Annotated in this window: 20 protein-coding genes; 15 read left to right on the top strand and 5 right to left on the bottom strand. The window is 43.7% G+C overall.

Going from position 1 to position 23,526, the window contains the following annotated elements:
- The first annotated feature begins 62 nt into the window (after positions 1 to 62).
- The 6 genes from AC4E8A_RS05335 (at position 63) to nikC (ending at position 7,886) form a co-directional block, all read left to right on the top strand.
- The gene (locus AC4E8A_RS05335) at positions 63 to 1,811 is read left to right on the top strand and encodes an ABC transporter ATP-binding protein (RefSeq protein WP_490197260.1); all 1,749 of its coding nucleotides are present in this window, start codon (positions 63 to 65) and stop codon (positions 1,809 to 1,811) included.
- 397 nt (positions 1,812 to 2,208) lie between these two features.
- Positions 2,209 to 3,225, top strand: a complete 1,017-nt coding sequence (locus AC4E8A_RS05340) for an ABC transporter ATP-binding protein (RefSeq protein ID WP_490197261.1) — start codon at positions 2,209 to 2,211, stop codon at positions 3,223 to 3,225.
- On the top strand, positions 3,200 to 4,177 hold the full coding sequence (locus tag AC4E8A_RS05345; protein ID WP_490197262.1) for an ABC transporter ATP-binding protein: 978 nt from the start codon (positions 3,200 to 3,202) through the stop codon (positions 4,175 to 4,177). Before AC4E8A_RS05340 ends, AC4E8A_RS05345 begins: the two co-directional genes overlap by 26 nt.
- A 38-nt stretch (positions 4,178 to 4,215) precedes the next feature.
- Positions 4,216 to 5,814, top strand: a complete 1,599-nt coding sequence (locus AC4E8A_RS05350) for an ABC transporter substrate-binding protein (RefSeq protein ID WP_490197263.1) — start codon at positions 4,216 to 4,218, stop codon at positions 5,812 to 5,814.
- Between the two features lie 155 nt (positions 5,815 to 5,969).
- Positions 5,970 to 6,974, top strand: a complete 1,005-nt coding sequence (locus AC4E8A_RS05355; protein WP_490197264.1) for an ABC transporter permease — start codon at positions 5,970 to 5,972, stop codon at positions 6,972 to 6,974.
- Positions 6,975 to 6,989: 15 nt separating this feature from the next.
- On the top strand, positions 6,990 to 7,886 hold the full coding sequence (gene nikC, locus AC4E8A_RS05360; protein WP_490197265.1) for a nickel transporter permease: 897 nt from the start codon (positions 6,990 to 6,992) through the stop codon (positions 7,884 to 7,886).
- Between the two features lie 188 nt (positions 7,887 to 8,074).
- Here the strand turns inward: nikC and AC4E8A_RS05365 are convergent, their stop codons facing one another.
- The 3 genes from AC4E8A_RS05365 to AC4E8A_RS05375 all read right to left on the bottom strand — a co-directional run bounded on the left by AC4E8A_RS05365 (position 8,075) and on the right by AC4E8A_RS05375 (position 15,370).
- Positions 8,075 to 9,160 (bottom strand): aromatic acid exporter family protein, encoded by a 1,086-nt coding sequence (locus AC4E8A_RS05365; protein ID WP_490197266.1) that lies wholly within the window; start codon positions 9,158 to 9,160, stop codon positions 8,075 to 8,077.
- A 225-nt stretch (positions 9,161 to 9,385) separates the two neighbouring features.
- Positions 9,386 to 13,873 (bottom strand): glutamate synthase-related protein, encoded by a 4,488-nt coding sequence (locus tag AC4E8A_RS05370; RefSeq protein WP_490198774.1) that lies wholly within the window; start codon positions 13,871 to 13,873, stop codon positions 9,386 to 9,388.
- A gap of 201 nt (positions 13,874 to 14,074) precedes the next feature.
- Positions 14,075 to 15,370: a glutamate-1-semialdehyde 2,1-aminomutase gene (locus AC4E8A_RS05375; protein WP_490197267.1), complete on the bottom strand. Its 1,296-nt coding sequence runs from the start codon at positions 15,368 to 15,370 to the stop codon at positions 14,075 to 14,077.
- A 328-nt stretch (positions 15,371 to 15,698) separates the two neighbouring features.
- Between AC4E8A_RS05375 and AC4E8A_RS05380 the strand changes: the two genes are divergently transcribed.
- Genes AC4E8A_RS05380 through AC4E8A_RS05390 form a run of 3 tightly spaced genes read left to right on the top strand, consistent with a single transcriptional unit; the run spans position 15,699 to position 18,335 of the window.
- A complete protein-coding gene (locus AC4E8A_RS05380; protein WP_490197268.1) occupies positions 15,699 to 16,742 on the top strand; it encodes an ABC transporter ATP-binding protein in 1,044 nt (347 codons plus the stop codon).
- A gap of 12 nt (positions 16,743 to 16,754) precedes the next feature.
- Positions 16,755 to 17,546 carry an ABC transporter permease gene (locus AC4E8A_RS05385; protein ID WP_490197269.1) on the top strand — a complete coding sequence of 264 codons (792 nt, stop codon included), beginning with the start codon at positions 16,755 to 16,757 and terminating at the stop codon, positions 17,544 to 17,546.
- Positions 17,547 to 17,549: 3 nt separating this feature from the next.
- Positions 17,550 to 18,335, top strand: a complete 786-nt coding sequence (locus AC4E8A_RS05390) for an ABC transporter permease (RefSeq protein WP_490197270.1) — start codon at positions 17,550 to 17,552, stop codon at positions 18,333 to 18,335.
- A 197-nt stretch (positions 18,336 to 18,532) separates the two neighbouring features.
- Here the strand turns inward: AC4E8A_RS05390 and AC4E8A_RS05395 are convergent, their stop codons facing one another.
- Together AC4E8A_RS05395 and AC4E8A_RS05400 are read right to left on the bottom strand one after the other, a co-directional pair.
- Positions 18,533 to 19,264, bottom strand: coding sequence for a DUF2812 domain-containing protein (locus tag AC4E8A_RS05395; protein WP_490197271.1), 732 nt, complete (start codon positions 19,262 to 19,264; stop codon positions 18,533 to 18,535).
- Positions 19,261 to 19,578, bottom strand: coding sequence for a PadR family transcriptional regulator (locus AC4E8A_RS05400; protein WP_490197272.1), 318 nt, complete (start codon positions 19,576 to 19,578; stop codon positions 19,261 to 19,263). Before AC4E8A_RS05400 ends, AC4E8A_RS05395 begins: the two co-directional genes overlap by 4 nt.
- A 161-nt stretch (positions 19,579 to 19,739) precedes the next feature.
- Between AC4E8A_RS05400 and AC4E8A_RS05405 the strand changes: the two genes are divergently transcribed.
- From AC4E8A_RS05405 to perR, 6 genes are all read left to right on the top strand, one after another.
- Positions 19,740 to 20,162 (top strand): ion channel, encoded by a 423-nt coding sequence (locus tag AC4E8A_RS05405; protein WP_490197273.1) that lies wholly within the window; start codon positions 19,740 to 19,742, stop codon positions 20,160 to 20,162.
- Positions 20,163 to 20,225: 63 nt separating this feature from the next.
- Positions 20,226 to 20,696, top strand: coding sequence for a thioredoxin-dependent thiol peroxidase (gene bcp, locus AC4E8A_RS05410; protein ID WP_490197274.1), 471 nt, complete (start codon positions 20,226 to 20,228; stop codon positions 20,694 to 20,696).
- Between the two features lie 195 nt (positions 20,697 to 20,891).
- Complete coding sequence (locus AC4E8A_RS05415) at positions 20,892 to 21,347, top strand: hypothetical protein (RefSeq protein WP_490197275.1); 456 nt, start codon at positions 20,892 to 20,894, stop codon at positions 21,345 to 21,347.
- Positions 21,348 to 21,479: 132 nt separating this feature from the next.
- A complete protein-coding gene (locus AC4E8A_RS05420; protein ID WP_490197276.1) occupies positions 21,480 to 22,430 on the top strand; it encodes a D-2-hydroxyacid dehydrogenase in 951 nt (316 codons plus the stop codon).
- 3 nt (positions 22,431 to 22,433) lie between these two features.
- Positions 22,434 to 22,988, top strand: a complete 555-nt coding sequence (locus tag AC4E8A_RS05425; RefSeq protein WP_490197277.1) for a cob(I)yrinic acid a,c-diamide adenosyltransferase — start codon at positions 22,434 to 22,436, stop codon at positions 22,986 to 22,988.
- 90 nt (positions 22,989 to 23,078) lie between these two features.
- Positions 23,079 to 23,516 carry a peroxide-responsive transcriptional repressor PerR gene (gene perR / locus AC4E8A_RS05430; RefSeq protein WP_490197278.1) on the top strand — a complete coding sequence of 146 codons (438 nt, stop codon included), beginning with the start codon at positions 23,079 to 23,081 and terminating at the stop codon, positions 23,514 to 23,516.
- Positions 23,517 to 23,526 lie beyond the last annotated feature (10 nt).

Here is a 23,526-nt window from a genome sequence, read left to right on the forward strand (position 1 = left end):
GTTGTAATCAACAGGTTTTTTATTGTTTTCACAGGGAAAAATACCGAGAGGAGGATGAATGGATGGACAGCATAAAACGTTTTATGCAGTTTGTAAAACCATATAAACTGCAGATAATCGGCACACTTCTAATTGGAATCATCAAATTTGCGATACCTTTGCTGATTCCTATATTAATTCAATATGTGATAGACAATATTGTGGGAAGCGATACACTTTCCAGCGGGGAAAAGACGGAAAAGCTTCTGTGGATCATGGGTATCATGATCTTTGTTTTCGTTATCGTCCGCCCGCCTGTTGAATATTACAGACAGTATTTCGCTCAATGGACAGGCAGCAAAATTTTATATGATCTAAGGGATAAACTATTCAGCCATACACAGAAGCTGAGCTTTAAGTATTATTCAAACACAAGAGCGGGAGAGGTCATTTCAAGGGTAATCAATGATGTTGAACAGACAAAGAATTTCGTCATTACGGGATTGATGAACCTCTGGCTGGATGTGGCGACCATCATTATTGCTCTTGCGATTATGTTTACATACGATGTAGGACTGACGCTTGTGTCGCTGATTGCCTTTCCGTTTTACGCCATTTCTGTAAAGTATTTTTTCGGCAACCTGCGAAAACTGACCCGGGACCGCTCTCAGGCGCTGGCAGAAGTGCAAAGTTACCTTCACGAAAGGGTACAGGGGATGTCCGTAATCAAAAGTTTTGCTATGGAAGGTCATGAACAGAAGCAATTCAGGGGACACAACAGCCATTTTCTGGATAAAGCATTAATACAAACCAGCTGGAATGCAAAGGCGTTTGCTGTCGTTAATACGATTACGGATATTGCGCCGTTGATTGTCATCGGTTATGCAGGGCTGCAAGTAATCAATAATAACCTGACTATAGGGGTAATGGCAGCTTTCATTGCTTATGTCGACAGACTCTATAATCCCCTCAGAAGGCTTGTCAACTCTTCCACAACACTTACTCAGTCGATTGCATCCATGGACCGGGTCTTTGAATTCATGGATGAGAAATATGATATCGACGATGAGCCAGGGGCTGTAGAATGCAAAAATGTCAAAGGAGAACTTGTCTTTGATGGAGTTCATTTTCAGTACAGTACGGAAGATGAAGAAGTGCTCCGGGATATCAACCTAAAGATCCCGGCAGGAGAAACGGTAGCGCTTGTCGGTATGAGCGGCGGAGGGAAATCTTCGCTCGTCAGCCTGATTCCCCGGTTTTATGATGTCACGAGGGGTAAGATCACACTCGATGGCAGAAATATTAAGGAATATCAGGTAAGAAGCTTGAGGAACAATATTGGCATGGTTCTCCAGGATAATATTTTATTCAGTGAATCAGTCAAGGAAAACATCTTGTTTGGGAAACCGGATGCTTCTGATGAAGAGGTCATTGCTGCTGCCAAAGCTGCCAATGCCCATGACTTTATCATGAGTCTGCCTCAAGGGTACGATACAAAAGTGGGCGAACGGGGCGTTAAGCTATCGGGAGGGCAAAAGCAAAGGGTTGCCATTGCCAGGGTATTCTTGAAGAATCCACCGATTCTGATCCTGGATGAAGCGACCTCTGCACTAGATCTGGAAAGTGAGCATCTCATTCAGGAAGCGATGGAGGAATTGGCCAAAGATCGAACCACTTTCATCGTAGCGCACAGACTGTCCACCATTACTCATGCAGATCGCATCATCCACATAGAATATGGAGAAATAGCCGAGATGGGAACTCACGCCGAGCTGATGGAGAAACAAGGACATTATTATAAATTGTTTCAAGTTCAGCAGCTTGATCAATAACCCTTTAACAAATCACGGTCCTTCATTTGGACTAAATTTTATCATGGACGTTTAATATGGATATACCCTGCACATATAAAAAAGGAATATTTCAGGTGGAAAAAGGAGTTGGACCCCAAAAGGATCCAGCTCTTTTTTTGGGTTTCAGGCGCGAAATCACACTATATTTGTCAAAAAATCTTTTATTAAATTCCATCTCCTTCAAAAGAATGGCTCAATAAGGGGGAACACCTATCAAGAAGAAGGTGTATATAGGTAAAAGTACCCACATAATTTCTTTCTATCTACTAATTGTTTAAAGGCTATTGATTCTTTTGAGAGGCAATGTATAATAAATTACAAGACATTTCAGAAATGTTATAAAATTTTAAATAGTCTTTCTTAGGGGGTTATAGAGATGACAGCAAATACTCCTATTTTAAAAGTGGAAGAACTTCAGACCACCTTTTTTACAGATGACGGGGAAGTCCCTGCAGTAGATCAAGTTAACTTTCACGTGAATGAAGGAGAGATTTTAGGCATTGTCGGTGAATCCGGCTGTGGGAAAAGCGTGACATCATTATCGATTATGGGATTGGTACCGAGCCCGCCGGGAAAAATTACAGGGGGTAAAATCCTTTTCAGAGATGAGGACCTTACAAAAGCAACTGAAAGAAGAATGAGGGAAATCCGTGGAAACGACATCGCCATGATTTTTCAGGAGCCTATGACTTCCTTAAATCCAGTCTTTACGATAGGCAACCAGCTGACAGAAGCGATCCGTATACATAAAAAAAACAGTAAAGCAGAAGCAAGAAAAGACGCTGTAAAAATCATGCAGCTGGTCGGGCTTCCCAGAGCTGAAGAGTTGTTGAATGAATATCCTCATCAATTGTCAGGGGGAATGAGGCAAAGGGTCATGATTGCCATGGCAATGGCATGTGACCCAAAAGTATTGATTGCCGATGAACCGACAACAGCATTGGATGTGACAATACAGGCCCAGATCCTGAAGCTGATGAACCAGTTGAATAAAGAAATGAATACAGCTGTTATCCTTATTACTCATGATCTCGGGGTTGTGGCTGAGACTTGTGAGAGGCTGATCGTCATGTATTCAGGAAAAGTAGTTGAAGAAGGAACCGTGGAGGAGATCTTTAAAGATCCTAAGCATCCGTATACAAAGGGACTTATACAATCCGTTCCGGATATGCGGTTTAAGAAGCAGAAGCTTTACTCCATTCCAGGAAGTGTTCCGAAACCAGGGTCCATCAAACATGGCTGCCGGTTTGCGGCCAGATGCGAATACGCGTTTGACCGCTGCGTAAGTGAAACACCGGAACTCTATGAAACGGGGCCAGGCCATACAAGCCGCTGCTTTTTATATGACAGCAAGGAGGAGAGGGCGAATGACAGAGCCGCTGTTAAAGGTTGAGGGACTCAAAAAGCATTTTCCGATCACTGGAGGGATTTTGGGACGGCCCGTCAATCATGTGAAGGCAGTCGACGGCGTTTCATTTCAGGTGAAAAAAGGGGAGACTCTCGGGATTGTCGGGGAAAGCGGCTGCGGGAAGTCGACCACAGGAAGAATGCTGATGAGGTTGATAGATCCCTCTGAAGGAAAGGTGACTTTTGAAGATAAAGAGCTTACAAGTCTATCAAAAGCAGAAATGCGTAAGATCCGCAGGGATATCCAGATGGTATTCCAGGATCCCTACGCTTCACTTAATCCAAGGCATACGGTTGAGAGGATTTTGGAAGAGCCGCTGATTGTGCATGGAATCGGCTCGGCAAAGGAGAGAAAGAAGAAGGTACATGAACTTCTTGAAATTGTCGGTTTGAGCAGCTATCACGCCAAGAGATATCCCCATCAATTCAGTGGAGGGCAGAGACAGAGGATCGGCATTGCCAGGGCATTGATGACACAGCCGAAGCTGATCATTGCCGATGAACCCGTTTCTGCACTTGATGTTTCAATTCAGGCTCAAGTGCTTAACTTGATGAAGGAACTGCAGGAAGAATTTGATCTGACCTACATATTTATCGCCCATGACTTAGGGGTGGTCAGGCATATAAGTGATAGAGTGGGTGTTATGTATTTAGGTAGAATGGTAGAGCTTAGTGAAAGCGAAAACCTGTATGATAAACCGCTGCACCCTTACACACAGGCTTTATTGTCAGCTGTACCGATTCCTGATCCGGCTTTCGAAAGGGATACAATCCTTTTACAAGGAGATATACCGAGTCCTTCGAATCCGCCGGCAGGCTGTGCTTTCCACACCAGATGCCCACATGCGATGGATGTGTGTAAAAGTAAGACACCTGAATTCAAGGAACAATTACCAGGGCATTATGTTGCTTGCCATCTCTATGAAGATAGCAAGTGACGTAAGCATATATATAAAAATAATGGAGGGGATTTTAATTGAAGAGAAGGAGCTGGGCAGTAATTTTAGTGCTTCTTATGGCAGTTTCCACGGCGCTTTACGGCTGTGGTGCCGACGAGGGGTCAGGAGGCGACGATGCTGCTTCAAAAACGTTGATTTTTGGACGCGGGGGTGACTCAGTCGGATTGGATCCAATTACAGTCACTGATGGGGAGTCATTTAAAGTAACGAAAAACATTTTTGAAACACTTGTTAAATTCGGAGAGCAGGACACAGAAATCAACCCTGGCCTTGCCAAAGAGTGGGAAGTATCCGAAGATGGTTTGACTTATACATTCACGCTTCAGGAAGGAGTCAAATTCCAAGATGGAACAGACTTCAATGCTGATGCAGTAGTGTTCAACTTCGAACGCTGGATGAATGGCACTGCTGATGAATTCCCTTACTATGGCTCCATGTTTGGAGGATTCAAGGGGGATGAAGGGCATGTTATCAAGGAAGTCAAGGCTGTAGATGAAGGTACTGTAGAAATTACATTGAATCGTTCTCAAGCACCTTTCTTGAAAAACCTTGCGATGAGCCCATTCTCAATCGCAAGTCCTGATGCTGTAGAAACACTTGGTGACAAGTTTGCGAAACAGCCTACGGATGCAGGTACAGGTCCATTCAAATTCGTTGAGTGGAAAGAAAATGATAAGATTGTTATTGAAAAGAATGAAGACTATTGGCAAGAAGATCTGCCAAAACTTGACCAAATCATCTTCAAGTCCATCCCAGAGAACTCTGCTCGTTTGAATGCTCTGATTTCAGGTGAAATTGACTTGGCAGACGGCATCAATCCAAGTGATGCGGAAAAGATTACGTCTGATGAAAATCTACAATTATTCGAACGTCCTTCTCTGAACGTTGGATACCTTGGATTGACAAGTACAAGAGAACCATTTAATAACCCGAAAGTTCGCCAGGCATTGAACCATGCTGTTAACAAGCAAGCCATCATTGATGCTTTCTTTGAAGGGAAAGCTGATCCGGCTAAGAACCCGATGCCGTCAGTAATCAATGGATTTAACGATGATATTGAACCTTACGAGTTTGACCTTGATAAAGCAAAAGAGTTGCTTGCAGAAGCAGGCTACCCTGATGGATTTGAAATGGAACTTTGGGCTATGCCGGTTCCTCGTCCATACATGCCGGATGGACAAAAGGTAGCTGAAGCAATCCAGGCAGACTTTGCCAAAATTGGTGTGAAAGCAAAAATCGTTTCATTTGAGTGGGCAACCTACCTGGATAAAGCCAGCAAAGGTGAAGCGGATGCATTCCTTCTTGGCTGGACAGGTGATAACGGAGATGCGGATAACTTCCTTTATACTCTTCTTGATAAAGATAATATCGGCAGTAACAATTACTCTTATTACAGCAGTGATGAACTTCATGATATCCTGATTGAAGCACAATCAGAAGTTGATGAAGACAAACGTGCCGAGCTTTACAAGCAGGCTCAGGAAATCATTCACAAAGATGCTCCATGGGTACCTTTAGCTCACTCAACACCGCTATTGGCAGGAAGCTCTAAGATTAAGAATTTCAAACCGCATCCAACTGGATCAGACTTGTTGAGCGGCGTAGAAATCGAATAATGAAATAACAAGGGGGGGATTTCTCGGATTTCTCCCTTTTGTACATATTAAATGGATTTGGTGATGTCCTTGGGATAGACCAGGACAGTCTCATCAAATTTAAACTAAGTATGCGGCAGCAAGAAATAATGCCTTACTAAAAGAGGTGACCAATAATGTTTCAATATACGATTCGCAGATTGTTGCAGCTTATCCCTGTGCTTTTTGGAATGACATTCATTGTTTTTATGATCATCAGGGCCATTCCCGGCGATCCGGCGCAGACCATTCTCGGTCAGCAGGCTACCAAAGAAGCTGTGGCTGCATTAAGAGCTCAGCTTGGATTGGACAACCCCTGGTATGTTCAATATTTTCATTATCTAACAGGTTTATTTCAAGGGGATCTTGGAGAATCAATAAGAACTAAATCAGCAGTTTCAAGTGAAATATGGCCGTATCTTGCAGCCACCTTTGAGTTGGCACTGGTAGCGATGATTATTGCCGTGGTCATAGGGGTGAATGCTGGTATTATAAGTGCATGGTTCCAGAACTCCTGGTTTGATTATACAGCGATGATTCTGGCTTTGGTTGGAGTGTCAGTACCAATTTTCTGGCTGGGATTGATGGGGCAGTGGGTATTTGGAATTCAATTGGAGATCCTGCCGACCACAGGCAGGGAAAATATTAGAAATCCGGTCGATGCCATAACAAATCTCTATTTACTTGATACACTTATCCAGGGGGACTTCCAGAAGTTCGGGGCTGTCCTTCGGCATTTGATCCTTCCGGGGCTTGCACTGGCAACCATCCCTATGGCAATCATAGCAAGGATGACACGCTCGAGCATGCTCGAAGTCATGAGATCCGATTACATCCGTACAGCAAGGGCAAAAGGGTTGAAAATGTTCCTTGTTGTCTATAAACATTCATTAAAAAATGCAGTCATTCCGGTTCTGACGGTCATCGGTCTGCAAATGGGCCTTCTGCTCGGAGGAGCTATATTGACCGAAACCATTTTCGGCTGGCCGGGGATCGGAAGATATATATTTGATGCCATCGGTTATCGTGACTATCCTGTTATCCAATCAGGGATCCTGGTGGTGGCGGCCATATTTGTTACAATCAACCTTATTGTCGATCTTCTGTACGCAGCAGTCGATCCGCGAATCAAATACAATTAAAGAGAGGTGTCCATCATGGCAGAACTGGCACCAAACACAGGTGAAATAAAACAAAAAGCATCAGAAGAGACCATCTCTCCATGGAAAGAAGCATGGAAAAGTTTTCGTAAAAATAAGACGGCATTGGTTGGCTCGGGGATTGTATTGTTCTTTATCATCCTCGCGGCTGCAGGTCCTCTTATCGCTCCGCAGGGCATAAATGAGCAGAATATGGATATCAGGCTCCAGGCTCCGTCTGCAGACCACTGGCTCGGGACCGATGACTTTGGACGAGACATTCTATCTAGAATCATCCATGGTGCAAGGATTTCACTGACGGTAGGGTTCTTTGCTGTAGTCGGCTCAGCAATTGCAGGAAGTCTGCTTGGGATTGTTGCAGGGTACTATGGAAGATGGGTCGATACCATCATTTCCAGGTTTTTTGATATCTTATTGGCCTTTCCGAGTATCCTTCTGGCGATTGCGGTTGTAGCTGCTTTGGGACCATCACTCCGGAATGCGCTGATTGCCATTGCGATTATCAACATACCGAACTTTGGGCGTTTGATCAGATCCCGGGTTTTAAGTGTTAAACAGGAAGAGTATGTTATGGCTGCCCAGGCAATAGGGATGAGTGACAGACGGATTCTTTTCAGTCATGTCCTTCCTAACAGTATGGCACCAATCATCGTTCAGGGAACACTGGCGATTGCGACAGCCATCCTTGAAGCAGCAGCACTGGGATTCCTGGGACTGGGAGCACAGCCGCCTGATCCAGAGTGGGGGAAGATGCTTTCGGACGCCCGCAGATACATGCTTGATGCCCCTTGGACAATGATTTTTCCAGGACTGGCCATCATGCTGACAGTATTGGGATTCAATCTAATGGGAGACGGTCTGAGGGATGCGCTGGATCCAAAAATGAAGAATTAAAAAAGGATGCCATCACGGCATCCTTTTTCGTTGTTTTCGTAACCTTTTAAAAAGTCCTGGGGTATGGTTAAGAATGAAGGATTTCGCCATTCAGCTTCAGGGTTCACATAAGCCGATGCGTCAAGAACCATCCGACAAACTCGTCTTATGCCTGTCAAGACTGAACAAGTGCGTTTCGGCTTTCGCTCTTATCTTTCTTCCATTTCTTTTACAGTCACTTCGTTTTCGTCTTTGTGATAGGACTGGAAGCTCGTGATCAATGTATCAAGGTGTTCGAGCTGTTCATCATATTCAAATATCGCAGAGAAGATGTGCAGAATGTGAAAAGTATTGATATCACTCTCATTATAAGACTTATTGATTTCATCCATGAACAAGTTCATCATTTCTTTTCTATTCAGACAAACGGTATTGGTGTAATCTTTTTCTGTGACCATATGCATCTTGCCTATAAAACGGAGAAGCTGCTGTTCGTGATAAGTTAAAAGGCAGTCCATCTGTTCTGTTATGGAGCTTCTTAAATCCTCTGGTAAATGATTGAATTCATTCTCGTAGCGGTTCAAGCGCTTAAGGATTTCAAAGCTCCTGCGGGCAGCTGAAATCATTTGCCTGTAAATAACCAGCTTTCTGCTTTTTGCAATATCACTGGTTTTTAAGTAATTCCTTTCCTCCTTGTACAAAAGGTAAAGCTGCTCGCTCTTCGTCAATCTTTCCCTGATTTTCTCAAAATCTTTTTTTAACAGGTGAAAATCAGCTGAATGCCTGTTGCTCAAACGGATCCACTTTAGAATTTCTTCAGTAACATCTTCAATCTGGTGATAAAGCTTCGTCTCATATTTTGGCGGGATAAAAATCAAATTGACAACGAAGGAAGCGAAAACACCGGTCATAATGGTTGAAAACCGAATCAGCGCAAACTGTATAAAATCATCCTGTGGGGCTTCCATGATGGCAATAAGCGTTACAAGAGCAAGCCCGATGGTGTTTTCAATTCGGAGTTTTAAGATAATAATAATAGCAAAGATTGCTGCGAGTCCGACGACCAATATGTTATGGCCAAATAGAAGAACCAGCATAACTGCAAGAATGGCACCAACAAGATTACCCTGTATCTGCTCAATAATCGTAAGATAAGAGCGGTAAATGGTCGGCTGAACAGCAAAAACAGCGGCAATCCCGGCGAATACCGGATTTGGAAAATTGAGCATGTCTGCAGCCAGCAGGGCGAGTACAATTGCGATCCCGGTCTTAAAAATACGGGCACCTAACTTCATTATATAAATATCCTTTCCATAGTACTTATTTTGTCTGGACCAGGGTGTTCATAAAACGAATAGACTATATTGTAGATTTAACACATAGGGAGAATGCTAAACAATTTCGTTTTGCATAGACCCTATTTTACTTATTAAGGAGGTAAAAGGGAATAGGGAATTTCACCAGTCACTAACAAAAAGGCTGATCTGGATTTTATATCCAGCATCAGCCTCTTTAATTGATTATTCCGTTGAAACAGACGGATCTGCCTGCTCTTTTGAAGGGATGACCTGAAGGAAATGTTCATCAGGTGATTCCAAGAGCTTTCTTAAATTTTCCGCTTCTTCTGGTTGTTCTTTCTCAAGCACTTTAATGTAGCTTGATAGAAGGTCGTTAATATCTTCCCGCCCCTGTTCATTTAATGGCTGGAGTTGAACCTTCGCACCTTTTGCAATCCTTCTGTGCAATGCCTCTTGGGTAAGCCCCATTTCCGGCTGATGACGAAGATAGACGACGCCGCCGGTCATTCCTGCACAAATCCATGGACCCGGATCACCAAGGACGAGGCCGCGGCCATTTGTCATATATTCAAAGGCAAAACCTTTAATGTTGGCATTTGCTCCGATGTTGCCAAATTCTTTTGCTGGAATTGGTTCTTTGACGAGGCCGCCGATGACCATATCAGCACCTGAGAGCCTGATGCCGGCGCGGGCATCTGCATTTCCCTGCACCATCAGGAGTCCTTCCTGAGCCCCATAGCCAAAGCCCTTACCGGCCGAACCGTTAAAGAAGAGGTTGTTTCTCGTTTTTCCTTTTGTAACGATGATGCTGCCGCCATAACTGGACTTGCCCAGTCCATCCTGCGCGCCTCCGCTGACGGAAATGTTGATGCCTTCCACGTTGTAAGCCCCGAGTCCATTGCCAGGGATGGAACAATCATTATAAGCCAGTTGGACCGGCTGTAATTCTGCGTTGATATTTTGCAGTTTTGAACGGACACGGTGTCCAGAGGCACGGCTGCCCAAAACGCGCTGATTTGAAATGACTCCTGAGAATTCCCTTGAAAGGTGAAGATCCTCAACGCTGCTGTCAAGATATTCTCCTGCGACAGCCTGCAGTACTTTTGGCTGCTCCAGAGAGGCAGCTGCTTCTTTGTGAAACTGTCCAATTTCCAATGGCTGCAAAAGGGTGGCTAAATTCATGAATTCCTTGCCGCTTGCCTGTTCCAATAAATCGGATCGCCCCACCGCATCCTGGAGACGCTGGATTCCGATTGAAGCAGCCAAGGCTTTTAATTCTTCTCCAAAAGCGGTGAAGAGGTTTGTAAGCCCGGAGACAGCAAGATTCAACTGCCTTGGCACAAAACGACGGAGACCGTGGTCCTTTGCCTGGGCTTCAGATTCAATTTGAGTTGCAATACCAACATGGCAGGTGTCTAGGTGGCAGCCGCGGCATGTGGTACAGCCAATTGCAATCATGGACAGGGTACCAAACCCGATTCTATTAGCACCAAGGAGCATGACCTTCATAACATCCTGCATGCTCTTGATCCCGCCGTCAGCCCATATCTCGACTGTATCTCTCAAGCCGGCTTCAAGGAGGGCATTATGAGCTGCTTTGACTCCGATTTCGACCGGAAGTCCGACATGTTGAAGGGCATGGATCCTTGCTGCTCCGGTACCGCCGTCAAATCCGCTTAGGGTAACAATGTCCGCACCTGCCTTTGCGATTCCGACAGCGATTGTTCCGATGTTTGGGACGACCGGCACTTTTACAGCGACTTTTGCCTGGTCATTGGCTGTTTTAAGCTCATGAATCATTTGAGCTAAATCTTCAATTGAATAAATATCATGGTTATTCGAAGGCGAGATCAAATCAGAGCCGATGGTCGCATTACGTGCCTGGGCGATTTTTGCTGTCACCTTAGAGCCGGGGAGATGGCCGCCTTCCCCGGGCTTTGCCCCTTGGCCGATCTTGATTTCCAGCAGGTTAGATGAGTTAAGGAGTTCAGCATTGACCCCGAATCGGCCGGATGCGATTTGTTGTCCGCGTGTTTTAGGGTATTTTCCGATCATGTCCTTAATCTCCCCGCCTTCACCGTTCAAGCTGACCATGTTCAGGCGGTCTGCCGCTTCAGCATAGGCTCTGAAGGCAATTTCATTCTGAGACCCGAAGGACATTGATGCTATGGCAAAAGGAAGGCTGTGATCTCCTACACAGATATCCACTTTTGCCGGGTCAAGAGGTTTGTCTGCTTTTTTCAGGGAGGTTAAGTGCCTGATAGTGACAGGCTTTGTATCTTCCTGCTCGGTGATTTTCTCTCTGTAGCCTGAATAATCCCCAGTCCTGGCCACATCTCCGATGGCTTTCCAAATCCGCGGGAAGAGATGGAAACTTTTAGCGATTCTTTGCTTCTCATCGGAGTACTCAGCGGCTCTTTGAAGCGCATCTTTTTTCATCTCTTCAAAGTTGAATGCGAGACTTTCGGAACCGAAGAAGTTTACGATTTTCAACGTCTCTGCAACTTCATTGCTCAGACCAATGGCTGAAAACAGTCTGCCATATCCTCTAAGTTCATGGATTCCTATAGTGGAGATGACCTTTTCCAAGCCCTTTTGCAGGGAAGTATACAAATTTAAGACAGGATCATTGGACTCTTCTTCTAGGACTGTCAGGAACATATAGTATGGGCTGATGACATCCGCACCGAACCCGTATGCCACAATCACATCATGGAGGGAGCGGATGGCTGCGGAGCGCAGAAGCAATGAACAATCCCTTCTTAGAGAGACATCCGTCAGCCTTTGGTCGATTGCAGAAAGGGCAAGATGAGGATCCAGCCATAAGCTGCCATTGTGATGAGAGTCCCCGTCATCCAGCACCAGCAGGCTTTTCCCTGAGGCCGCAGCTTCCTGTGCTTCGTCTGCTAATCTATTCAAAGCTTCCTGAATCGTTTCCTGTTCTGTAAATGTTATAGAAATAAAGTGACATAGATTCTCTTGCTGGAAGAGATGTACAAGTCCATCATAGCTCGGCTGCTGCAAAGTTTCCGACACCTGCCAGCCTGCTTTTCCTTCTATAACGAGAGGAGTGAGCAGTTCGACAGCAAGGTGCTTTTCTGTTTTTTGGTTATAATGGGGTCTTTTTCCGATGATTGTTCTGGTCGAAAAATGCTCCGTTTCACGGTCTCTGTCGATTGCCGGATTAGTTACGACCGCGACGCTTTCTTTTATAAAGTCTGTCACGTTTTTACGATTCGGGTTGATGGCTGCAAGAGGTGAATCATGTCCAAGCGAACGTATCGGTTCTGCCCCTTTTTCCGCCATTTGTTCTACCAGTTGGACCTGTTCCCTTTCCCAGCCGAATGCATTGTATTGGCCATTTTCAATGCTGGTAGGATAACTCATCATGATATGTTTTTGCAGATTCAGCGTTTCCAGCCTGGTTTTGTATCCCTTAAAGGCAATCCGGTTTTCGAAACGGTTGTAAATTTCAGTTTGGAAGTCTGTATATTCATATTTTCTGATTCTGTCATTCTCCCAGGAAAAGCCGACTTTTTCGCCTGGGGAAAGGGGTTTAGGATCACCAGTGAACTCAGAAGAATTGATGATTCCCGGTTCAGAAGCAAATACATAAGCGGTCTCGATTTCAAGCATCCACAGCGGACGGAGGCCAAGTGAATCCACACTGAAGACAGCTTCTTCACCGAACCTGGAGACGATGCCTGCAGGACCCTGGGCAAAGTGTCCCCATGACTCCCTTAAGTAGGCGTACAGATCCTGGAGGTGGTCGGGATACTGTTTAATTTCATTAATGATCGGAGGGAAGATAAGTTCCATTGCTTCAAAAAGGGAGTACCCATCTCTCCCAATAAGTGTCTCAATCGTTCTGTTAAGGTCTTGTGAATCGCTTCCATTTTCCACAAGCGGTACATCAATCTTTTTAGCTTCAGCTCTTAACTTGCTGATGGTATTGATTTCACCGTTATGGCCGATCACACTGAAAGGCTGGACTCTGAAGAAGTTTGAAAGAGTATTGGTTGAATAACGGTTATGGCCCAATGTCATGGTTGAAGCAGCTTTTGGATTTGTCAGGTCTTTATAGTATCTCTGCAGTGAAGCACCGGCGCCCATCACTTTGTATACAGCATGGTCAGGGCTCAATGATGCAGCATGTATACCGCTGTTCTCCTCAATAGAAGCGAGCAGTTCAAATAATAGTCTGTAAGTTTCTGGCTTCTCCTGATTTTCGGGAGCAAGCATGGCCACTTGCAGAAAATGTGGATTTTCTTGAGCGGCAATCGGACCTAAGGTGTCAGGTCTCGTTGAATCAAGGTCTGTCAGCAATACATAAAATCCTTTTCTTTCAATCTTGTCGACAACTTCCTGTTTCCCTTGGGTTACTGGAATTCCTTTAATGAAAAAGTGGCCGATCGTAAATCGGGGCGATAGCGCTAAAGAGGAATCGATAGAAGCGGCTTCGAGTTTTTCGGACCAGACGGCTCTGGGAATATCAATATGTATACCAGCTCCATCTCCTTCACCGTTTATAAATCCTGCGCGGTGGTCCATTGTTACCAAAGCTTCTATACAACGGTCTATATTTTCTTTTGCAGGAATTTTGGTTTTTTCAATCGATGCTACAATCCCGCATGCGTCATGTGCACCGTTATGAAATTCTTTAAAGAGTTCTGGACTCCATTGAGTTCGTTGTTCCTTCAATAAAAACACCTCCAAAAAAAATACAGAATATATAACGAAATATTCTGAATAATAATTCCATTTTATCACAAGAATTTTCAGAATTCAATTTTTTATTCAAAACAATGGATGGTTATAGGGTGGCGTTGAAATACACATCTACTGAAAACGCTTTCATAAAAGGGTAAAAGAAATACAAGGAGGGAGTCCTCCTTGTATACGGTTGAATTTTTATGCGTTTTGTAATTGTTCAAATGCATAGTTAACGGCTTTGATTGTTTCCTCGATATCTTCTTCAGTATGAGCTGTGGTGAGGAACCATGCTTCATATTTTGATGGAGCGAGGTTGATCCCCTGATGCAGCATGAGATTGAAGAACTTTGCAAACATCTCTCCGTCAGTTGCCTCTGCCTGTTCGTAATTCTCTACCTTCTCTGTAGTGAAGTACAGGGTGAGTGCCCCTTTCAAACGATTAATTGTGATGGGTGCATTGTACTTTTCAGCTGCTTTTAGGATACCTTCCTCGAGAGTTGCCCCCAACTCATCAAGGTGGGCATAAACCCCTTCTTCTTTAAGGACTTCGAGACAGGCAATCCCTGACAGGATGGAAGCGGGGTTGCCTGCCATGGTTCCTGCCTGGTAAGCAGGTCCAAGAGGTGCAACTTTTTCCATGATTTCAGCTTTCCCGCCATAAGCGCCGATTGGAAGACCTCCGCCGATGATTTTCCCCATTGCAGTTAAATCTGGTTTCACTCCAAGCATGTCCTGTGCTCCGCCATACATGAAGCGGAAAGCTGTGATGACTTCATCGTAAATCACAAGGGACCCGGCATCATGGGATATATCGTTTACCTGCTGCAGGAATCCTTCTTTTGGTTCGACAATGCCAAAGTTCCCGACGATTGGCTCTACTAGAACTCCGGCAATTTGGTCACCCCATTTTTCCATCGCTTCTTTGAAAGGCTCAATGTCATTGAATGGAACAGTAATGACTTCATTGGCGATGCTTTTTGGGACCCCTGCAGAGTCTGGTGTTCCAAGTGTGGAAGGGCCTGAACCTGCTGCTACAAGCACAAGGTCCGAGTGGCCGTGGTAGCAACCGGCGAATTTGATGATTTTATCCCGGCCAGTATAAGCTCTGGCCACGCGGATAGTTGTCATGACCGCTTCCGTGCCGGAATTGACAAATCGGACTTTATCCATATTCGGCATTGCTTCTTTCAGCATTTCTGCAAACTTCACTTCAAACGGTGTAGGTGTGCCATATAGTACTCCGTTCTCGGCTGCCCTTGTGATCGCTTCTGTAATATGCGGGTGTGCATGCCCAGTGATGATCGGGCCGTATGCAGCAAGATAATCAATGTATTTATTTCCGTCCACGTCCCAGAAATAGGCACCTTTTGCTCGTTCCATGGCAACAGGGGAACCGCCGCCGACAGCCTTATATGAGCGGGAGGGACTGTTGACGCCCCCTACGATGCTGTCCAGTGCCTTTGTATGTAAACGTTCCGAGTTGGTGAAATTCATTTTGAAAAGTTCCTCCTTTTATAATGGCTGCTTTAGAAGAGTTTGTTGATTTCCGCTCAGAGGTCTGTTGTTCGCGGGCCGCTGAAGCCGGACTGAAGCTATTTCCGCAAGTGCTCGTACCTCTTTCGCGGCCATCAACACCTATCAACTCAAGGGTATTCATAACGCAGAACAATTCCATTTTGTACAGCCTTTCTTTTCTCTCACTCATTTTAGTACTATGTCCGGAAATGCGCAAATGAAGGGAATCTTTAACAAGCATCTTCCGCCCATCTTTCCAGGGGGCTGTGTTACACTATTTCATGGTTTAAATGAAGGAGGAAGATGAATGAACAATGCTATAGAAGTACACGGATTGCGGAAAGATTTTAAAGCTTACTCCAGCCGTTCTGGATTGAAGGGCGCTTTTCGTGATTTGTTCACTCGTAATTATAAAGTCGTTTCTGCGGTCAACGATATTAGTTTTACTGTAAAGCAAGGAGAAATGGTTGGCTATATAGGGGAAAACGGCGCGGGTAAATCAACAAGCATCAAGATGCTGACTGGTATCCTTACACCGACCTCCGGTGAAGTGACAGTCAATGGCATGAATCCTCATAAAGAAAGAGAAAAGTTCGTCAAAAGTATAGGCGTCGTGTTCGGCCAGCGTTCCCAGCTTTGGTGGGATATCGCCGTTCAGGAATCCTTTCAGCTTTTAAAAAAGGTGTATAAGGTTCCGGATGACCAATATAAAGAACATATGGGCCATGTAATTGAAACCCTTGAGATTGCACCTCTGCTGGACAAACCTGTAAGGAAATTGTCCCTCGGCCAGAGAATGCGATGTGAGTTAGCTGCAGCGCTGGTACACAATCCCCCTCTGTTATTTTTAGATGAGCCGACAATAGGTTTGGATGTCCTCGTCAAACTGAAAATCAGGCAGTTTTTAAAAGAAATTAATGAAAAATATAATACAACCATTCTCCTTACTACACACGACCTGTCTGATATCGAGGCACTTTGTGAGCGGGTGGTCATGCTGGATGAAGGCAGAATCATTTACGATGGGGCCCTTCAGAATCTAAAAACGGAGTGGGGAGAGCAAAAAGAAATCCAGTTCCAGTTCATTGATCCTGCATCTGTAGAGGAATTGAACATACTTACAGCTGGATTGGGTGCCGGATGGCAGCTGGATGAGAAAGAAATGCGGTATTCTGCAATGATTGAAGCAGATGATAACAAAATCTCTGATTTAATTGGTCTTGTGGTGTCTTCCTATAAAGTAAGAGATATGAAAATCAAGGAGACTACCACAGAAGAAATCATCCGGAATATTTATGAACAGGGAATTGTTGATTTTAAACCAGCAGAAAAAGAAACCGTGAAGGTATAAGGGGGATCCGCAATGTCAAAATATATCGAGATGATCCGGATCCGCTTTTTGATGATGCTTGCCTATAGGACAAATTATTACAGTGGTATCCTGATATACAGTATCAATATTGGGGCCTATTATTTCCTATGGCAGGCCATCTATGGAGGAAAAGAGGATATAGAGGGCTTGTCCGTCATACAGATGACCACCTATATCGCCGTTGCCTGGATGGCACGGGCCTTCTATTTTAACAATATCGACAGAGAGATAGCCACGGAAATCAAAGAAGGAAAAGTGGCAGTAGAGTTGATCAGGCCCTACAGCTACCTGGGGATGAAAACGATGCAGGGGCTGGGGGAAGGAATCTTCAGGCTATTATTTTTCTCGGTTCCCGGCATGGTCATAGTAGCTCTTGTCTTTCCGATTGAGGTTTCGGCTGACCTGTCCACCTGGATATTGTTTTTTCTGTCCATCATTTTCAGCTTTATGATTAACACACAGATTAATCTGCTGACGGGAATCACTACTTTTTTTCTATTTAACAATGATGGTTTGATTCGGGCAAAGCGCGTAGTAATCGACCTGTTTTCTGGCCTCCTGCTGCCTATCAGCTTTTTTCCGTTTTGGGCTCAAGGTGCAATGAAATTTCTGCCGTTTCAAAGCATCAGTTATGTTCCGAGTATGATTTTCACGGAAGGATATGCCGGTTCTGAAGTGTATGAAGCTCTTGGACTGCAGATCATGTGGGTACTGGTTTTGCTTATACCGATCAGCGCCTTGTGGCAGCTTGCAAAAAAACAAATGATTATCCAAGGAGGGTAAGAGGTGTTTTACGTATCCATGTTCTTCAGATATCTTTCACAATATATGAAAACAAGGCTGCAATACCGTGCAGACCTTGTGGTTGAAATATTTTCCGACCTTTTGTTCCAGGCTGTCAACCTTGTTTTCATTCTGGTTGTATTTGGGCACACTCAATTGTTAAGCGGCTGGACCCGTGATGAAATCATATTCATTTATGGCTTTTTTCTTATACCGTTCGCACTCTTTTCAACCTTTTTTAATATATGGGATTTCAATGAACGCTACATTGTAAAAGGAGAAATGGACAGAATCTTGACCCGTCCGATTCACAGCTTGTTTCAGGTCATTTTGGAAAGGATGGAGCTTGAATCTCTTTTTGGCGTGATTACAGGGTTTTTCATTATGTTATATGCCGGGCATAACCTTGGATTATCGATCAGTTGGCTGGATCCTATCTTATTTATATTGTTTGTGATCGGAGGAGCCCTCGTATATGCGGGGATTTTCATTGCCCTTGCAAGTATTGGATTCTGGTCAGATGCGAAAACGTCCATTATGCCGATGATGTACAATATCGGGAATTATGGAAGATATCCGGTTGATATTTATAACAATGTCATCCGTTTCGTTCTAACCTGGATATTGCCTTTTGCCTTTGTCGGTGTGTATCCGGCTGCCTATTTTCTTGGCAAGGAAGAGTGGTATATTTTTTCTTATTTAACCCCTTTAATCGGTGGAGTGTTTTTCACGCTTTCCTTTTTTATGTGGAATGAAGGGGTGAAAAGATACCGGGGAGCTGGGAACTAGGGCAATGATGGCTGTTGCTGGTGAACCTCGGGCAGGACATCATCGGAGTGAAATACGTGTAAACGTGTCTGAAATGAGCTATCAAGTGTTTCACGAGTTACCAGCCTGCTGAAACAAAGGGAACACTATAAAAGGTTCAAAACCAAACCGCATGGAATCAAGCATTCTTAACTTGATTTCTTGCGGTTTTTTCGACATTATTGGCCATTATCCAAACGCTTTCCCAAAATCTGATGAAGAAGAGACATGATAACCCATATGGCAGTTGGAAATACAATTGCTCCACCCACCATATATGCTAAGATGCGAAGTGGACTGTTTGGGACGCTGGCAAATAAGGAAACAATCGCAAAAGAGAATAGGAGGAAGAGGATAGTTCTTAACAGGTTCACAAATCCCTTCTTTTCTTTCGCTTTCCACTTGTTTTTGTAGGTTGCGATAAGAACCCAAGCTGAGAGGATCGTCAGTATACTAAAGACATTTGCTGCAATTTGAAAAAATGATTTAAAGAAGCCGCTGCTGATCATTGCACCCACCCACAGGAGAACGGTCAGTAATACTAGTCCAATTGCAGTGTTCTTCATGGAACGAATGGAATTATCGTATTTTTCAACGGTTGTGTCTTGATCACTATAAATCGGATTTGTCCCTGGCGATGCCCGGAATAAGTGAACAGTTCCTTGTGTTGCAATATGATGCCAGCCCGAAGATGAAAAGAATTCAACATATTCCCCTTTTTCCTCATCCTTCAAAGAACGGTAATCAACACTGTAAATAAAATCAGAGCTTTCGCCTTTCTTTAAAGTGTACCCCATAAATTTAAAGTCGCTGACATGCCAGCCTTTTAAAGAAAATCGATGGAGTTTTTCCATGTCCTTATTCTCAAAAAAAGCTAAACCAGCCGACATAATATACCTTGTTTTTGTCATTCTTCCGTCTCCTTTAGTCCGTTTTCAGCTAACTGAATCACTCGTTTTCTCAGCTTCAGATCTTCTTCTAAAACGTCTCTGCCAAAATCGGTAAGCAGATAGGTTTTTCGCCTGGAATCAGAATCTTCATAAAGATAAATCCACTCATTTTTAAGGAGCTTTTTAATGATGGTGTACATAGATGCTGGTCCAATCGTAACTGCCCCGTCAGTTGTTTCTTCAATTAAGCTCATAATTCCATAACCATGTCTTGGTTTAGTTAAGGCGGCCATAATAGTAAACACGGAGTCTGTTAGTTGTTCGGTATTCTTCAATCAATCACCCCCTCTTATATCCGTTTCAGATATATCATAATATGATATATCTGAAACTAATATATCACATTCTGATATATAATTCTATAGACAAATAAACATTTTTTTGTTTGTTCCTACGTAAGCTTGAATAGACAAGCTCTCCGGATAGGATGATGAAAATGGGATATTGGTTAATAACAGCCATCACAGTATGCATGATCATGAGCCTTCGGACGCTTTTTTTTCCTTCTAAATGGAGGGAGAAGCACCTTTCAATTAAGAACTTTCTATTATTGGGGATGTCTTACCTGGTACTGATGATCGGTTTTGGACTGGTTTATGTTCTTCTCGAGGTGGAAGGAATCGATTTACTGAAAGAGGATGGGAGAGTCATTCAGGGAGATTTCCTAGATCACTTGTTCACTTGTTTATATTTCAGCGGTGTCACCCTTTTTTCAGTGGGGTATGGCGATATCACACCTATAGGAATCGGAAGAGGAATCGCACTTGTTGAATCGTGGCTGGGGTACACAATCCCTGCCGCTTTTGTAATCAAGACATTTTTTGTAGAAGGAAAAAAGACAGGCCGTGAAAGCAGTTAAACGGTTGAGGCATCCAAGCATTTTGGGTAAGCTAAAAGTAAGCAAATGTGAGGAGGAATAATAATGAAAGTAGAAACAGGCAAGAAGGCACCGAAATTTGAACTTGAAGCCAGTAATGGCGAAATTGTAAACCTGTCTGATTACATAGGCAAGAATGTGGTGCTTTACTTTTATCCTAAAGATATGACCCCTGGCTGTACTACTGAAGCTTGTGATTTCAGGGACCACCATGATCAATTCACAGACCTTGAGGCGGTGATCCTAGGAGTGAGTCCTGATCCAAGGGATAAGCACAAGAAGTTTGTTGAAAAGCACGGACTTCCTTTTCTGCTGCTTGTTGATGAGGATCATAAAGTGGCTGAAGAGTACGGAGTCTGGAAATTGAAAAAGAACTTTGGAAAGGAATATATGGGAATTGAAAGGTCTACATTCATCATTGATAAGACAGGGAATATAGCCGCTGAATGGAGAAAAGTAAAAGTGAAGGGACATGTGGAGGAAGCTTTGGAATATATAAAAGAAAATCTGGAATAATGCCTATTTTTATAAAGAGAAGGCTTTTGTCCATTCACTTTCCTTGCATTTACATAGATTAATGTAGGGCATACCTCCTCAAATAAGTCTCGGAACTTTGGCGGCTGCAGCGTGCAGCCGTTCTTTTTTGTTTTTTACGGCTCACTAAATCTCCTGCCCAGCATAAAATATGGGGAAAATAGGAGGTGTATGCAGATGAAGGTCAACACATCAGTTCATTTGACGCCTGAAGCTCATGTGAATAATAGCGGGAATCCGATGGAGGTAAAGAAAAAGACCAGCCAACTTGAACCTCTAGAACAAGAAAACGCGATATTAAAGACAGAAATAGAAGGACTCAAAGCACAGAATCAGCTTCTGGAGGAAAGGTTGAAGTCTTATGAAGAAAAGGATAATCCGCTTCAAGCCCTTAATGAATTTGCTGTTGTACTCCAGGGATTACTGCCGTTTACTTCAGATAGTGACAATCAGGAATATAACAGTCTTTTGGGGGTTATAGAATCTGAGGTAGTTGAACAATTGTTTGCGGCTGGCAATCAAGGAAGCGAGTATGCAAATAACTTTATGGAAGAAGCATGGGAAGCGGAAGAAGACCAGACCGTTATAGAAATATTGCCCATTACAGACGATGTGGAAATTAACGAATCCTAAAAAAGCGAGAGTGAACTTAAAGATCCAGGGGGGTCTTTTTTTCTTTCAGCAATGAAACCGTTTAAATATGAAATGAAAAAACCAAGTGATAAAATATTCATATAAATGCACCAATCAAACAGAGGTGAAGTGATGAAGATACTTTTCACATTCCAGCCGCCTGAACAGTTAAAGCTGGAATTAGAAGATGATTTCCCGTCCTGTGAGTTTCAATTCTTCGAGGATATTCATTCTGCAGGGGAATCCATACTTGATGCAGAAGTGCTGGTGACCTTCGGGGAAGACCTGACGGATGAGCATATCATTCAGGCAAAGCAGCTGAGCTGGATCATGGTAATGTCAGCAGGATTGGAATTAATGCCCCTTCAAATCATAAGGGAAAAAGAAATTGTCATTACAAATGTGAAAGGAATCCATGCTATCCCGATGGCTGAGTTCTCGTTTGGATTGATGCTTCAACATGCAAAGCAGTTCCCGAAAATAATGAAAGAAATAAAGCAGGGATTATGGGAGAGGGAAGTCCCTGGATTGGAGCTTGCGGGACAAACCATTCTTATACTCGGTGCCGGTGCTATAGGAAGTGAAATTGCCAGGCTCGGCCAGGCCTTCAGAATGAACGTTTTTGGAATCAATACGAGAGGTAAGAAAATAGAGAACTTTGACAGCGTGTATACACTGGAACACTTGGGATCAGTCCTTGAACAAGCAGATTATGTGATATCCATTCTTCCAAGTACCGGGGAAACAAGGCATCTGCTGAAAAAAGAGCATTTTCGGTGTATGAAAACCTCTGCAGTATTCATAAATATAGGTAGAGGGGACCTGGTTAAAGATTCAGTCCTGATTGAAGCCCTTGAGAATAATGAACTTGATCATGCGTTTCTTGATGTATTTGAAACCGAGCCGCTCGAAAGCAACCATCCCTTCTGGAGTATGGACAAAATAACGATCACCCCCCACCTTTCCAGCAGAACAATGCAGTATTTACCTCGGTCTTTTGCCATTTTTAAAAAGAACCTGACAACTTATATGAATAAAGGGAATAGTTATATTAATCAAATCAATCCGGAAAGAGGGTATTAAGGTATGAAGATTTATACAAAAACAGGTGACAAGGGCACAACATCACTCGTTTACGGGCAGCGTGTTTCAAAAGCAGACAGGAGAGTGGAAGCGTATGGCACGTGTGATGAAGCGAATTCTTTAATAGGCCTTGGGTTAAGCTATATTAAAAATGAATACTTTGAAGAACGGGATGAGTTTGAATCAGTTTTTCATAAAATACAGACGACCTTGTTTCATGTTGGCGCAGAACTGGCAACACCGGCAGGGAAGGAAGTAAAATGGAAAGTAAGAAAAGAAGATGTGGACGAGCTTGAAATGACAATCGACAAATGGGATTCAGCATTATCTCCTTTATCCAATTTTATCCTTCCAGGCGGTCATCCTGCAGGAGCGGCATTACATACTGCCCGGACCGTGGTGCGCAGGGCAGAGAGGGAAGCGGTCGGTGTTGATGAGGAAATCAGCCCGCTGGTACTGTCTTATCTGAATCGCCTGTCCGATTTTTTATTTGTGGCTGCGAGGTATATCAATAACCAGCTTGGTGAAAAAGAGCTGAATCTGCACCAAGGTAATTAAGGTGATTTATTGACAAAACAGGTCGTTCGTTAGTACACTAATTATAAACATTATAAAATAAGAATCTTTATGGAATAGAGGTGCATGGCGATGTCAGATGTCCAATTGAAGGAAGCGATCGACACGCTGAAAGAAACTGGAGTCCGTATTACTCCCCAACGTCATGCGATTTTGGAATATCTGATACATTCTATGGCGCACCCAACTGCTGATGATATTTATAAAGCATTAGAAGGTAAGTTCCCGAATATGAGTGTAGCGACAGTCTATAATAACCTGCGGGTTTTCAGGGAAGTGGGACTTGTTAAAGAGTTGACATATGGTGATGCATCAAGCCGTTTTGATTACGTGACCTCAGATCACTATCACGTAATCTGCGATGAATGCGGAAGAATAGTCGACTTCCACTACCCGGGATTGGATGAAGTTGAGCAACTGGCTTCACACGTCACTGGTTTCAAAGTCCGCAATCACAGGATGGAGATATACGGAATCTGCGATAATTGCAGTACGAATAAAGAACAATAAAAAAAAGAAT

Source organism: Bacillus sp. SRL337 (assembly GCF_984799155.1).